Origin of the sequence: Niallia endozanthoxylica (assembly GCF_008710145.1) — a bacterium.
Classification (GTDB): Bacteria; Bacillota; Bacilli; order Bacillales; family Cytobacillaceae; genus Bacillus_BD; species Bacillus_BD endozanthoxylica.
Genome location: NZ_VYKL01000008.1, coordinates 16236 through 30933, shown reverse-complemented (window position 1 = coordinate 30933; position 14698 = coordinate 16236). Strand labels below are relative to the sequence as shown.

13 protein-coding genes and 1 pseudogene are annotated in these 14698 nt (G+C 39.6%); 12 read left to right on the top strand and 2 right to left on the bottom strand.

The features are described from left to right. Positions 1–343 precede the first annotated feature (343 nt). The 9 genes and pseudogenes from F4V44_RS03215 to F4V44_RS28350 form a co-directional block, all read left to right on the top strand. Positions 344–1045, top strand: a complete 702-nt coding sequence (locus tag F4V44_RS03215; protein WP_150438553.1) for a cell wall hydrolase — start codon at positions 344–346, stop codon at positions 1043–1045. A 506-nt stretch (positions 1046–1551) separates the two neighbouring features. After that, the gene (locus tag F4V44_RS03210) at positions 1552–2640 is read left to right on the top strand and encodes a LuxE/PaaK family acyltransferase (protein WP_150438552.1); all 1089 of its coding nucleotides are present in this window, start codon (positions 1552–1554) and stop codon (positions 2638–2640) included. After that, positions 2637–4076 carry an acyl-CoA reductase gene (locus F4V44_RS03205; protein ID WP_150438551.1) on the top strand — a complete coding sequence of 480 codons (1440 nt, stop codon included), beginning with the start codon at positions 2637–2639 and terminating at the stop codon, positions 4074–4076. The genes F4V44_RS03210 and F4V44_RS03205 overlap by 4 nt, the downstream gene beginning before the upstream one ends. 12 nt (positions 4077–4088) lie before the next feature. Continuing rightward, the gene (locus tag F4V44_RS03200; RefSeq protein ID WP_150438550.1) at positions 4089–4835 is read left to right on the top strand and encodes an ABC transporter ATP-binding protein; all 747 of its coding nucleotides are present in this window, start codon (positions 4089–4091) and stop codon (positions 4833–4835) included. Further along, positions 4832–5581: an ABC transporter permease gene (locus F4V44_RS03195; protein WP_150438549.1), complete on the top strand. Its 750-nt coding sequence runs from the start codon at positions 4832–4834 to the stop codon at positions 5579–5581. The genes F4V44_RS03200 and F4V44_RS03195 overlap by 4 nt, the downstream gene beginning before the upstream one ends. A 2-nt stretch (positions 5582–5583) precedes the next feature. Further along, entirely contained in the window at positions 5584–6594 is a 1011-nt protein-coding gene (locus tag F4V44_RS03190) for an ABC transporter substrate-binding protein (protein ID WP_150438548.1), read from the top strand. Next, positions 6591–7358, top strand: a complete 768-nt coding sequence (locus F4V44_RS03185; protein WP_150438547.1) for an SDR family oxidoreductase — start codon at positions 6591–6593, stop codon at positions 7356–7358. The genes F4V44_RS03190 and F4V44_RS03185 overlap by 4 nt, the downstream gene beginning before the upstream one ends. 271 nt (positions 7359–7629) lie before the next feature. Next, positions 7630–8598: a C40 family peptidase gene (locus F4V44_RS03180; RefSeq protein WP_150438546.1), complete on the top strand. Its 969-nt coding sequence runs from the start codon at positions 7630–7632 to the stop codon at positions 8596–8598. Between the two features lie 116 nt (positions 8599–8714). Continuing rightward, positions 8715–8885: pseudogene (locus F4V44_RS28350) on the top strand (IS4 family transposase); the annotation flags it as partial. Positions 8886–9088: 203 nt separating this feature from the next. Here F4V44_RS28350 and F4V44_RS27180 read toward each other — a convergent pair. Beyond that, positions 9089–9256: a hypothetical protein gene (locus F4V44_RS27180; RefSeq protein WP_191090543.1), complete on the bottom strand. Its 168-nt coding sequence runs from the start codon at positions 9254–9256 to the stop codon at positions 9089–9091. Positions 9257–9589: 333 nt separating this feature from the next. Here F4V44_RS27180 and F4V44_RS03170 point away from each other — a divergent pair, with 333 nt between their 5' ends. Next, positions 9590–10069, top strand: a complete 480-nt coding sequence (locus F4V44_RS03170; protein WP_150438545.1) for a type II secretion system protein — start codon at positions 9590–9592, stop codon at positions 10067–10069. Between the two features lie 197 nt (positions 10070–10266). Here the strand turns inward: F4V44_RS03170 and F4V44_RS27750 are convergent, their stop codons facing one another. Further along, positions 10267–11337 (bottom strand): helix-turn-helix domain-containing protein, encoded by a 1071-nt coding sequence (locus tag F4V44_RS27750; RefSeq protein WP_223881775.1) that lies wholly within the window; start codon positions 11335–11337, stop codon positions 10267–10269. A gap of 523 nt (positions 11338–11860) precedes the next feature. Here F4V44_RS27750 and F4V44_RS03160 point away from each other — a divergent pair. Both F4V44_RS03160 and F4V44_RS03155 read left to right on the top strand, forming a co-directional pair. Continuing rightward, the gene (locus F4V44_RS03160) at positions 11861–12994 is read left to right on the top strand and encodes an MFS transporter (RefSeq protein WP_223881774.1); all 1134 of its coding nucleotides are present in this window, start codon (positions 11861–11863) and stop codon (positions 12992–12994) included. An 84-nt stretch (positions 12995–13078) separates the two neighbouring features. Next, positions 13079–14539, top strand: coding sequence for an amidase (locus F4V44_RS03155; protein WP_150438543.1), 1461 nt, complete (start codon positions 13079–13081; stop codon positions 14537–14539). Positions 14540–14698 lie beyond the last annotated feature (159 nt).

The window sequence follows — 14698 nt, the reverse complement described above, 5'->3', positions numbered from 1 at the left end:
AATACAGCTTAAATGAGTCAAAAATCAACAATATTATTTAACAAAGCCTTCTTTTTAAAAGAACTTTTTCAGCAGTCCCGGACGGTTCTCGCGTTTCATTTGAGAAATATTTTTCTTGAAATGAAACGGAAGAACCGTCCCCACGTTTCATTAACAAAATATTCCTCTAGTATATAAAAAATGGTTCCAATGTAACGATGATATAGGGAATATGTCATAAACTCACCTTAACTGTAATGTTCTTCATTAATCCCTAAAGAAATGTAACCTTATCGTTCTGTCAAAGGTGTACAAGCTCATGTTAGTGTTATAGCATACGAGTTTACTAGGAGGTTGTACAATCTTGAAGAACACTTATATGAAGACATTCATTACAGCTTGTGCAGCTGTATTTTCCATTATAGGGGTAAATAATACTACGGTTGAGGCCGTTACAGAAGATCATATAATTAATGAAGACACGGTTTGGGAGCTTGGTCAACAAAATGGTGTAAACGCTGAAAATAATCTTTCGAATGATTTAATTCTTATAGATGAAATTCTTGAAATACCAGAACCACAGACATCTGTCTTACCGTTGCCAACACTTATGCTGAACAAAGTGGATCAGCCGATAGAGCTGAAAGAAGAAATAAAAGAAGAGGAACCGGTAGAACCAGTGGAACCAGCCATTTCTCTTTCTAATGAAGAAAAAGACTATTTTGCCAGATTAGTACAAGCAGAAGCAAAGGGTGAACCTTATGAAGGAAAAGTAGCCGTTGCGACGGTTGTCTTAAATCGAGTGGAGTCTCCGGAGTTTCCAGATACGGTGACAAATGTCATTAATGAAGTGGTAGGAGATGCCTATGCTTTTACTCCAGTACAAAACGGTGCAATCAACAAACCTGCGTCAGATGAGTCCATACAAGCGGTGGAAGAAGCATTAACAAGACAAGATCGTTTACATGACTCCATTTTCTTCTATAATCCAGAGATAGCAACAGATACTTGGATTCGCAGCCGTGAAGTCGTAACAACGATTGGAAACCATGTCTTTGCGAAATAAGGAATCGTTGAGTGGAAAGACTCTATAGAGAAAAATCTATATATGATTTTTATGAAACAGAAGAATCATCTGAGCCTGCTGAGAAGTGTTCACTTTGAACAAGTGGTTAGAAGCTTTATCAATATACAGGAATAAGGGACATTGATCATCTGCATATAGTAGGTAATCAGTGTCCTGTTTTTTTCAATGAATCTTTTCACCATGATTGCTTGGATTGAGGGTACTCTTCGACCCTTTCTGCGATTGATGCACGACTGCGAACTTGGAAAATAGGATTGCATTCTTTTCGAAGAAGGGGTAGACTTTTTAATAATATAATAATTAAGTATCGGGAGTCTGAGGAATCAGGCTGAGAGTACGGCTAATCTGTCGTAGACCGTTTGAACCTGTTGGGTAATGCCAGCGTAGGAAAAGTGACGAAAGTCTAATTCATGCACTTTGCTTACGCAGGGTGCATTTTTATTTTGTTCAGAAATTTTACTATGTTCCGAAAGGATTTGAAGCAGATGAATCAGCAGCAAGACATATTAAGGAATCTTTCTACTTTTATCGAAAATAAGTCTTCCACAGACGGGGATTTCAATAATCTGGCCTTACAGATTTTTGCTTATCAATATCAACATAACCTCCCCTATCAGGCCTTTTGCAGGCAAAAAGGGAAGACTCCAAGACTTGTAAAAACATGGAGAGACATTCCTTTTGTACCGATTAATGCGTTTAAAGAGGTGCCGTTAAGCTGTACAGATCCAGACGATGCGGAAGCTGTGTTCATGACAAGCGGTACGACAAAAGGGATTAGAGGCAAGCATTACCACCCGACACTAGAAATATATGATTTATCCATGACTGCCAATTTCAAAGAAAGATTTATGAAAGAAACAGAGAACATTCAAATGGGGGTCCTTTTTCCAACTGAAAAAGAAATGCCGAATTCATCCTTGGCCCATTATTTAGCACTTGCTGTCCAAGAATTTGGAACGGAAGACAGCCATTATTTATTAAATGAGAGCGGGTTGGACATGGACCGATTGTTAGGTGAACTGACCCAAGCAGAGGAAACAGGAGAACCATATGCTTTACTTGGAGCAAGCTATAGTTTTGTCCATTTGTTCGAAGAATTAGAGAAAGTGGGTAAGACTTTTTCATTGCCGAAAGGAAGTAGAATACTAGATACTGGCGGCTATAAAAATCAATCAAAGGAATTAGAATTAAATGAATTCTATCAACTGCTGTCGACCTTTTTAGGGGTGGACAGGAGAGCTTGTATCAATATGTATGGAGTGACGGAACTAAGCACGCAATTCTATGACGATGGAAATGATGTCGTTCCTTCTGTTAAGTCTGGACCCCATTGGATCAAGACGAGAGTCATTAATCCGTTATCAGGCGGAGAGGTTGAGAAGGGGGAGCGCGGCGTTCTTGTCCATTGCGATTTAGCTAATTTCAATTCGGTAACGACCATTCTTACTGAGGATCTTGGCGTACAAAATGATGATGGATTTCTTCTATTAGGAAGAGTGAAAGGGGCAGAAGCAAGAGGTTGTTCCATTGCGGTTGAGGAGTTTATTGATTTTACGAGAGGTTCTGCAAAATGAAGGAAGTAGCCGGGTATATTCCAGACATCGGAGAAGAGGAGTTCCAATGGAAAGTGCTGCAGTTCGGAGATTTAGAAGTGGAGATCCCGCTGCTTACTGAGGAGCAAATGAATCTAGTCATCGAAACGGTTAAAAAGGGAAGTGAGGAGATATTAAAATCCCTTACCATTTCAGAGATTGTGACTATCATCGATAGAGTAACAGACCGTTTACTAGACAGAAATTCAGCCTATCGCCAAAAAGCAGAAAAGCTGCTGCCCATTGTGACAGGCTATGATGAAGAGATGATTCGACTTGGGCTGACTTCTTACTTAAAGTCCTTTCGCAAGCATGAGCTGCAGCGTTTTCTTGTAGAAGATTTGAGCAATCCTTTGTTGCTTGATGACTTCCAGCCGCGAGTGAAAGGCGGGTTCTCCAAAGCAGTCGGACCTGACTTAATCACACATATTTGGGCAGGAAATGTTCCCGCATTGCCGCTATGGAGCTTTGTTTCAGGCCTCTTAGTAAAAGCAGGAAACATCGGAAAAGTGTCAAGCGGTGAGCCTCTTTTTGCCAGCTGGTTTGCTCATCTTTTAGTGGAAGTGGAGCCGAGACTGGCTAATTGCTTCGCTGTCGTGTGGTGGAAAGGCGGCGACGTGGAGCGGGAGACCTCTTTATTCCGACAATCTGACATCGTCATTGGGTACGGAGGGAATCATTCGTTGGAGTCGCTTCAAAGTCGGATTCCGGTTACAACCCGTTTCTTACCTTTTGGACATAAAATCAGTTTTGGGCTTGTTTTACATTCGGCACTTGATTCGCAAAAAGCATGGCGAACGGCTCATCAAGCGGCACTGGATGTCGTTCGCTATGACCAGCAAGGCTGTTATTCCCCACATCTCTTTTATGTGCAAACGGGCGGAAACGTATCACCAAAAGAATTTGCACGGTATATGGCTAGGGAGTTAGAGAATTTTTCAAAAAGGTATCCGCGAAGAAAGCTTTCAATGGAAGAATCTGCGTCACTCACTTCATGGCGGCAAAAAGAAGAAATGAGCCTTTTTTCCAATCAGAATAAAGAGGTGCTGGGAGACTCGGCCAATCACTGGACGGTTGTTTATGAAGAGGAAAAGGGTGTGTTTGCTCCCAGCCCTTTAAATCGCGTCATTCGTGTGATTGCCTTTGAAAAAGTGGAAGATATTGTGCCATCTATGAAGCCTTACCGGTCTTTTCTGCAAACCGTGGGAATGGCTGCTAGTCCAAAGGAACTTTTTCAATGTGCGGAGATCCTCGGGCGTATAGGAGTAACACGTATCACGGCTTTAGGAAGGATGACCTCCCCAGAACCAGGCTGGCATCATGATGGTCGTTTTAATATCACGGATTTAGTTCAGATGGTAGACATCGAATCCTCAGTAGAAGAAGCGAGTGAAAGATTTGCTCCTTATGAGGATTAGGAGGTTTTTAGCATGAGTTTTTTAACAATAGAAGATGTGTCTTATAGTTACCAAGGGAAGAAACCTGTAATCGATGAAGTAAACTGGAAAATGGAAAAAGGGGAATTTCATTGTTTGCTAGGAAAAAGCGGATGCGGCAAAACGACATTATTAAAGCTCGCTGCAGGTTTGCTTCCGTCTGATAAAGGAAGGATTATTTTGCAGGGAAAGGAAGTAGTCAAACCTTCTCCAGAATGCGGATTTGTGTTTCAATCTCCGACCCTTTTGGAGTGGAAAAGTGTCATCGATAATGTGCTGCTTCCTGTGACGTTGAAACGAAAAAGAACGAAGGAAGATTGGAACGAGGCGATGGAGTTAATGGAGCTTGTTGGGTTGTCCGCTTATCATGACCGATATCCTTCCGAATTATCAGGCGGACAGCAAAGCCGCGTCGCAATCGCAAGGGCTCTTGTTCAGAAACCGTCCTTGCTGTTTTTAGATGAACCTTTTGCGGCGTTAGATGCCATTACGAGAGAAGAGCTTCAAGATGACCTTTTACGAATGTGCAGTATCCACAATACAACTGTTCTTTTTATTACTCATGATCTTTCTGAGGCTGTGTATTTAGCGGATGTAGTAGCTGTCATGGATAAAGGAGAAATTGTCTTTCAATCAAGGGTAGAGCTTGAAAGGCCAAGAACAATGAAAATGAGATATGATCCCTATTTTAATGAACTTTGTTTAACATTGCGTCAAGTGATGGGCGGGGAACGTTTATGAAAAAAATGCCCTTGTATTCATTCTTATTGTTGATTCTACTGCTTGTCATATGGGAAATGGCAGCTGGGACGATGTCAGAGCTTGTGCTGCCGGCACCATCTGTCATAGGGTTCACCCTTTTTGATGGAATAAAGAGCGGGTATTTCACCGAGCATATCATTCGAACCCTATCAGAGGTTTTGCTTGGGTTGCTTTTTGGCGGCTTATCAGGGTTTCTCATTGGTATTCTCATGGGCGAGATTACGTTTTTACGAAAGCTTCTTTTTCCTTATATTATTGCTAGTCAAGCCGTTCCAAAACTCGCATTAGCCCCTCTTTTTATTCTATGGTTTGGGTTTGGAATGACGTCAAAAGTGGTCATTACCGCATTAGTTTGTTTTTTTCCGTTATTGGAGAGCACCGTTACTGCTATTCAATCAAGCGATAAACAAAAACAAGAATTGTTCACAATGCTTGGTGCATCACGACTGCAAACATTGGTCCATTTAAAAATCCCTGCAGGTATGCCGGGAATATTAGCAGGATTGCGTGTTTCCGTTGTATTAGCGGTAGTGGGAGCCGTTGTCGGGGAGTTTATTGGAGGAAGCGAAGGATTAGGAGCGCTCATTATTGCTTCCCAAGGAATGATGGATACCCCGCTCATGTTTGCTACTTTAATTTTGTTAACAGGGATAGGAATGATCCTCTATCAGATGATTACTTTGTTTGAGAAAAAATGGTCAAAGCCATATAAAAAGGAGAGTTAAAAATGAAATGGAAAGCATTATTGTTTGCGGCGCTTCTCTTATTTGTCACTGCTTGCGGGGCAAAAGAAGAGGAAAGCTCGGCACAGAAAAAAGAAAAACTGCAGCCGATTACAGTGGCAAACTGGAGTCAGCTGATTACCGAACAAACCAATTTGTTAGTCGATGAACAAAAAGGATTTTTTCAAGATAAAGGACTTGATGTGAAGGTAGTTCCCGGCGCTGGCGGCGGAGATGCGATTAAAAATATTCTTTCCGGACAAGCCGATATTGCCTTTACTGATCCAGGTTCGCTTTACTTCGCGCTAGACCAGGGTGAAAAGCTAAAAGTGATTTACACTATTTACCCTCAGAATGTATTTAATGTGGTGTCGCTAAAAGAAAGCAACATTACGAAGCCGGAAGATTTAAAAGGGAAAACGATTGGTGTTTATAGCTTGTCTAGTGGAACACGTCAAAATTTATTAGTACTCTTGCACAAGGCGGGCCTTACTGAGAAGGATGTCAAAATAGTTGAAGTAGGGATCTCGAATTTTGCTCCGTTAATGCAAGGACAAGTGGATGCCACGGCGGCCACCGATACAGGGTTATTCTTGGCGAAACAAAAAGGGCTGAGCGACGTGAATGTCATGGAAGTAAAGGATTATTTAAACATTCCAAGTGACGTATTCGCTGTCACAGAGAAAACCTATGAAGAAAAAAAGGATGAGCTTCACCGTTTTATAGAGGCTTACCGAAATAGTGCACAGTGGATGCTGGAAAATCCAGAGGAAGCGGCCACTCTTGCCAAAGAAGTTGCGATTGATGGCAAAGATGAAAAAGTAAATGAAGAAATCATCAAATTACGCAATGTTGCGAGCATTTCCGTTGATACAAATAGGGAAGGCTTAGGTGCCCTGAACGCTGCCATTTTACAGGAGGGGGCGGACACGTACCAACAATTAGGATTAGTAAAGAACAAGCTTGAATTGGAAAAGGTTGTAACGGAAGAATTTACGGGGGAAGAAAAGCAATGACGAAATTTCAAGGAAAAGTGGTCATCGTCACTGGTGCCAGCCGCGGAATTGGAGCCGCCATCTCCCGTGCTTTCGCAAAGGAAGGGGCTTTTGTCATCATTAATTATCTTCAAAATGAAAGGATGGCAGAGCAAGTGGCATCAGAGTGTATCGAGCTTGGCGGCGATGGTTGGGCCGTCCAGGGAGATGTCACCTCAGAATCGGCCGTCAATCGATTAATCGAACAGGTATCATTGGAAACCGGAAGAATAGACGTTGTTGTCAATAATGCATTTAAACCGTTCAAATTTGATCCAGAGCAGAGAAAATTGTCATGGGAGCTAAAGTGGGAGGATTATCAAGCACAAATTGATGGGGCGGTTCGCTCGACACATTATATGTGTCAAGGTGTACTTCCCATTATGAAAAAACAATCCCAAGGAAGCATTGTCAATGTGATTAGTAACTTAGTAGAAAGGCCCATTGTTCCGTATCATGAATATAATACGGCTAAAACGGCTTTAATGGGATACAGCCGAAATTTAGCTGCAGAACTCGGATCCTTTGGAATCAGGGTGAATTGCGTGGCACCCGGCCTAGTGTATCCAACAGATGCCAGCAGAACGACAAAAGAAGAGCTGAAGGAAATGATCATTGCGCAAACACCATTAAGAAGAATGGCTTCTCCAGAGGATATAGCAGGCCCCGTGCTGTTCTTAGCCTCTGATTGGAGTCAATTTATGACAGGGCAGACCTTGTATGTCGATGGTGGATTTGTGATGTAAAATCAAGATGCCGGGAGCCATCCATTTTCTGGATGGCTCCTGGCGTTAAGCCTTTCGTTTGCCTGTCCTATAGAGAGGAACTATTGTTAATAATAAGTGGAGAATCGGGTACAATTTTCCTTTAAGTGAAATGTCAAAATCACTTCGTTTCTACATGTTGATTACTTATTTCCAATTTTTTGGGGGTATAAGTTCTTTGGTTATCAAGTTACAATTCAACTTGTGAGATTTTCACAAACAAAACGACTAGATAACCAAAGGAGAGGATTGTTTGAAAAAACAACTATTCGTGATGGCAGCTTCTGTTGGAATTTTATTTTCAGCTTATTCCACTCAAGCATCTGCACATGAATTGAATTACACAGTCCAATCAAGTGATACGCTTTGGAGAATCTCATCAGCCAATCATGTTTCGGTTCAAGATTTAATGAATTGGAATAACCTCACTTCAAATAGAGTCTATGTTGGACAAAAACTTTCATTGATCGCTCCACATACACATACTCCTCATGGTACTTATACAGTCAAACCAGGTGACAATCTTAGTCTCATTGCAAGGAATTACAATACAACTGTTACAGAGTTAAAATCTATCAATCAACTAACTTCAGATATACTTAAAGTTGGACATGTGTTAAAGGTGCCTAATAGCGAATCGGTAAATAAAACAGCTCCAGTGGTGGAGAAATCGGTTAAAGAATACACAGTGAAATCTAGTGACACTTTATATTCAATTGCCAAATGGAACAATCTAACGGTCCCACAATTGAAGTCTATTAACAACTTAACGAGTAATAATATTTACGTTGGACAAGTACTAAAATTAACGTCTGAAGGGAAAACTGCTCCAGCATCAGCTCCAATGGTTGAAAGTACATTTAATGTTGATAGGTTAATTACAGAGGCAAAAAAATATATTGGTGTTCCATACTTATGGGGAGGAACCACACCAGCTAGTTTTGATTGCTCCGGTTTCTTAAACTATGTGTACAATAAACAAGGGATATCTCTACCTCGTACGGTTGAAAGCATGTGGAGCGCTGCAACGTCTGTTTCAACTCCGCAAAAGGGTGATCTTGTATTCTTTACAACCTATAAGACAGGACCATCCCATACTGGCATCTATATGGGAGACAACCTATTCATTCATGCAGGATCTTCTACAGGTGTAACGATTTCAGATATGAATAGTCCTTACTGGAAAGAACGCTATTTAGGGGCAAAGAAAGTAAAAATGTAACAAAAAAAACAAAAAAGAGGCCTTTAAGGCCGTAGCCATCCTGTTAAGAAATGAATCATTTTCATTTAAATGGGTCATCCTTCCATTCAATACGTATGGAAGGATGACCCATTTTTATATCTTATTTTCTTGATTCCACACAAGAAGAACTACGTTTAATAGGTGAAAAACTTAAAAGGAAGTTTTCGATTCCATATTTACAGACATTAGCGAACCAAACAGGAATGGTTCGCCGAAAACGAAAATGTCGAGCACAAGACCTCATTTCTTTATGCGTTTTTCTTAGTTAAACGATTGGTACAGAATCTTTGGTCAGCATATGTGCCAAATGAAGTAGAACAACTGGAGTGTGTTAAGTGAACAGTGCCAGGCACCGTTCATCAAGTTGAAATTCTAGGGAAAAATTGACCCTTTCAGTCTAAAAAAGAGTGTCACAAAATGACACCCTACATATTAAATTTAATACCTCTCTCTATGTATGGAACGTTCCTCATGAAGTCCTTTGTGGATTCTTGTCTTTCTTGAATTTAGAGCCTTTATTTTGCGTTAGATAACTTGTAGCTTTTTCTTGAACCCTCTCTTTTTCATCCTCACTCCATAGATGATCATCCAGTTGGTCTAAGAAAATTTGTAATTTCAAACACTTACTCCATAACATAAAATTCCTCCTTTTTAGTACGCCTTATTTTATGATGTGGAATTTTTGTCTTATTCCATTTTTAATTATTCAAAAGGAAAAACCCTCAAAAGAGGGCCTTTCTTTATGGTAGCAGTTAGCCTTGGCGAAGGTTATTTTCATGCTAAGACCATCCTATGTAAACAGTCTAACAATGATTGGGTGATGAACCCAAACACATAAAAAAAATGACACTTTAAACATGTAATATAACAAACGAGGTCATAGTATAAAAGTATTAGGATACTAGACTTGTAAATGTTATTCTATAAATAGGTTGATTTTTCCATAAATAATCATTTGGGCGGGAGAAACATGAGAAACGAACGCGGATTCACCCTAATAGAGCTTTTAGCGATTATCGTGATATTAGGCATTATGGCTGCCATTGCTATACCGATTGTTGGTCAAATCATTAACCATTCAAAAGCAGATGCGCATCTATCTAATGCTCGACAAATGTTACATGCGGGGAAAATGGCTTATGCTAATGGATATATGCCGGAAAGTGAGTATTCTGGTGAACGATCATATACGATGGAAGACCTTATTAAAGAAGGTTTTTTGGATGGGAAAATTGCAAATCCGTCCATTACAAGTACATTTGGCGGTTCAGATTCTTATGACCCCGATGAGAGTTTAGTAGTTGTTTATGTAACTGATGATACATTTATATTCAAAGTGAATCTTAGCGTAGCTGGAGAATATAGAATTTTTAATGAGCCCCAAACGCTTGAACAAATATCAAGAGATGTGTTTACAGAGGATTTTAAAAACGAGTTAAACCTTAAATAAAAGGTTCAGAAGTTTATGAAACAGAGGATCGCGTTTCATAGGGGGAATCTTTTCCTTAAAATGAACCGTCCCCACGTTTCATCCATTGATGATTAAATTGGATTTTAAGATGAGTCTTCTTTAATCATTAGTTCTAAATCGCTGGTATTTTTGTCTCAATTAATAGGAGTTTTAACGAAATCTTCTAGCAGGAGTGATTAACTCCTGCTAGAAGAATCATTCCAAAGTAGCGGGGCTTGTAATGAAGCTCTACTGTTGACCCCTAACTTTCGGTAAATATTTTTTATGTGCTTATTTACTGTATTGATACTGATGAACAGTTTTTCTGCAATTTCCTTATAAGTACACCCCTTTTTTAAATGAAAATAAACTTCCTTTTCGCGTGTAGTCAAATTTATTAATATTTCACTTTCTTGTAAGGTTTCATCATTATTTCTTTCTATTAAAATGGCAAAACGGCTTACCTTTGATAAAAAAGGTTCCTGATGACCAATAATATTAATCTTATATCCTAAAAGCTTCAGCTTAGATGAACGAGAAAATGGGCTTAACAAGCCTGAAATGATATCTTCCACTAAACTTTCTATATTTTTATATATAGCGGTTTCATTATAAATATCCCAAACTGCCCGGTTCATATATATCACTTTATAATCTTGGTCAAGCAATATAAATCCGGTATGACTTTTAAAAGCAAACGCCTCCAAGATATTTTTCTCTTGGCGCAGTTCTTCGTATTCACTCTCCATATATAAAATATTTGATACAATCGGAGCCAGGATTTGGCATCTATGAAGATCAACCTCAGTAAATCCCTTTTCTGACAAGGGTTTGGTAATACCAAGTACACCAACAAACTTATTATGAGAATGAAACACAACGGTCATTTTGTGGTAATGCCCGTGCTTTTTCATAAAATCTTTATAATAAATAGAATAATCGTATTCATTTAGAGAAATGACATCTTCTAATCGTAATGCAGCTCTTTCACGGTATAAATCTAAGTGGTTTTTGGGGTGCAAATAATCATAGTTATGAAAATTACTTACATAATCCTCTACTAAATAATCACTGATAAGGTGATTATTTGGATTGGATAAGTTGCCTTCCTGATCAATCTTCCAAAGAATGGATGAACGATAACCGAAATGTTGGGTTAACATATGTTGCAGTCCATTAGCTCCGTTTTTTACATTGGCAGATAAAGCGGAACTAAATTTTACAAGATGCTCATACTCCGATTTAGGTAAGCTAGCTTTAGTAAGCATACAATAGTCCCCCTTTTAGTAAAGGTACTAGTTCATGTACCCCTTATATTTAAAAATCACATATTCAAGCCATTGTTGTAAATGTTTGTTAGACCTACAATAGAACTATATTAATAATATTATTAATATTTTGATTTTTCAATATATATAAAAGGGGGATTTAAAATGGACTGTAGGTGAATGGTGACGGTAGACTTCAACAGAAATGGCCTTCGGAATCCTTGAAGAGAAAATGATCCACTTTCATTCAATTAGTGGAAACAAGGCTTAGCAGAGTCTTTAATCGTTTATTACTCGTTGTGGGCTAAGGTCGTTAGTAACTAACAAACATTTATAATAGCTTGATCACACTGTAATTGATTCGGTTGCTGATTTCTTAAAATGGTTGTAAACGACCATATTTAATTTTACAAAGGGGGAGATTACTATTAAGAAACCGATTGGTCTTAGAAATGATGTTACTGTCCGTTCAATAGCAGAAAAAGGGAAAGTTTATTTCATCTTTCTTGTTCTAATGGCGGGCTTGCCTGCGTTTTTAGAAGGATTTGATTACAATGTATTCGCATTTTCGTCTCCAGCCATCATAGAAAGTATTCAAGCTCCTATTGCCATGCTTGGTCTTTTGACAACAGGACAAGCAGTAGGTGCAGCTTTGTTCAGTATAGTCGGTGGCTTTGCGTTTGATAGACTTTCAGTTAAAAATACGATTCTTATATCTGTTGCCCTTTTTTCAGTGTTTACCTTTGTAAGCGGTTTTGTAAGTAGTCTTACTCTATTAATTATAGCAAGGTTGTTTGTAGGAATTGGAATTGGAATGTTTCAAGCTGCCATTCTAAGCTTTTTGGGGGATATTTTCTATGAAAAACGTGGCAGCGCTTTATCAACTTTCTCTGTTTTCTATGGGGGTGGGATGTTTGTAGGCCCTTATTTGGTTTCCGCGTTTTTACCTAATTACCATACATCATTTATCGTCACAGGGATCACCTCTCTGATCACACTGATATTAATTTACTTATTTATTCCGAAAACATATAAACAAATTGAAAAACAAAAATTTAAAATGAAGGAGTTATTAAACAAAAACGTAATCCTCATTTCAATTGCTAGCTTTTTCTACGGAGTGACACTGTTTGCTTTTCTTGGATTTTCTTCACAGTATTTTTTGAATGAACTGTCTATACCGTCAGGACAGGCTGCCACGATCTTCTCCATGTATGGAATAGCGGGTGTGATCATCTCATTCCCATTAGGAATGTTAGCTGATAAGTTTGGGGCGAAGCGTGTGTTTATACTTACGGCTTTATTCATTTTAATTGGTAGCATAGGGCTATTCAGTGTTGGTTCGAACATTCTGCTTCTCGGCGCTTCCGCATTGATAATGGGCGCAGGGGTTGGATTACCCGGTTTCGCCGTTGCGATCGGACAGAATTCTGTGGGGGAACATATGGCTGGAACAGTTAGTGGATGGATTTTATTTATGTTCGGAGTAGGGCAAATATTCGGAGGTCCTTTGTTTTCAGTTCTGTTACCGTTAGGTTTTGTGAACGCAGGGCTGATTTCCCTTGGTTTGCCCATTCTATTGTGTGTCATTCTGTCCCTATTTATAAGTAATGGGTCTCGTGTTTCTCTTAAGAGTAAGCAAGAATACCCAGCTTAAGAAACGGAAAAAAATCTTTAGTGGAATAACTTGCAAGTGTTTCAGATACAGAGAACTAGAATCAAAACAAAATTGGAGTGTGAAATGATGAACAAGATAGCAGAAAGTCAGAAGAAAACGGCTGAACTTTGGAAATGGTCAGCAAGTGATCTAGCTCGTGGGATTCGAACCAAGGAGATTTCCTCCCGTGAAGCTGTCATCAGTTGTCTCAATCGTATTGAACAAGTCAATCCCAAATTAAATGCAATTGTGGAAGTTTTAACAGAAGAAGCACTTAAGGCTGCTGATGATGCGGATCGTGCTGTTTCCAACGGACAAGCACTTGGTCCACTTCATGGTGTTCCAGTTGCGACGAAGATCAATACCGATCAGGCTGGACATGTAACAACAGATGGAGTACCTGCATTCAAAAATAATATGGCTAAAACAGATGGGGCTCCAATTGCAAACTTGCGTAAAGCAGGGGCAGTGTTTATCGGAAGAACGAATGTCCCTGCCTTTAGCCTTAGATGGTTTTCTAGTAACAATTTATATGGAAAAACACTTAATCCTTGGGACTCAGGTAGAACTCCTGGCGGGTCTAGCGGGGGTTCAGCTTCCGCAGTGGCAAGTGGAATGGTCCCGATTGCCCATGGAAATGACCTCGGTGGTTCTATCCGTTATCCTGCGTATGCGTCGGGAATAGTGGGAATTCGCCCGACATTAGGGAGAGTGCCTAATGAATCAGGTCCTCCTGGCGCTTCTCATCTTGAACGCTCACTTTCTTTTCAGACAATGTCTGTACATGGACCTTTGGCGCGTAATGTGGCAGATTTACGCTTAGCACTTACTTCTATGTCAAATGATCAACCTAGTGATCCCTTTCATTCTCAAGTTCCATTCATTGGGGAGCCACTTGAAAAACCAATCAAGGTTGGATTATTGCGTGATGTTGGAATTGCCCAATCCACTGTTGAAGTGAATCAAGCATTGGATAAAGCAGCAAATTACTTAAGAAATGCCGGTTATATTGTGGAGGAAGTAGAACTCCCATTATTGGCCGAGGCGCATAAATTATGGTTATTACTTGTGTTAGAAGATCTTAGGGACAAGAAATCGGAAATGGAAAAGCTTGGAGGTGATGAGATCGGTCTTTGCATTCAATATTATCTTGAGGTTGGTAAAGAAATTTGGGGAGAAACCACTTTAGAAAAGTTTAAGCATGGCTATACTCGTCGTTTTACACTGATGGCAAAATTACAACAATTTCTTCAAGAATATCCATTATTACTTTTACCAAATTCAAGTGAACAAGCGTTTAAACATAACGAAGATATTGAAAGTTTGGATAGGCATCGAAGACTCCTTGCAGCTCAATGGCCCATGCTGTCCATCCCTGTTTTGGGATTTCCGGCTATGTCCGTTCCTGTTTCAATCGATAATGGCTTACCATCAGGCGTCCAACTTTTAGGCAGGCGATTCCGTGAAGATACGATATTGGATGCAGCGGAAGTCATTGAAGCACAAACGGATACTCTGACGCCAATCGACCCTTTGTTTAATTAATAGATTTCATCATACGGTTCGATAGGATAGTCAAAACCATCTGGATTTTAAAAAAAGTCAAGATTTATCCGAAGCGGGATCTGTTAATCATCGATACGATCGGCTGCCTCTTGGAGCATGTCGTGCTATACAAGACACCAATCGCTCAGATAATTAAAA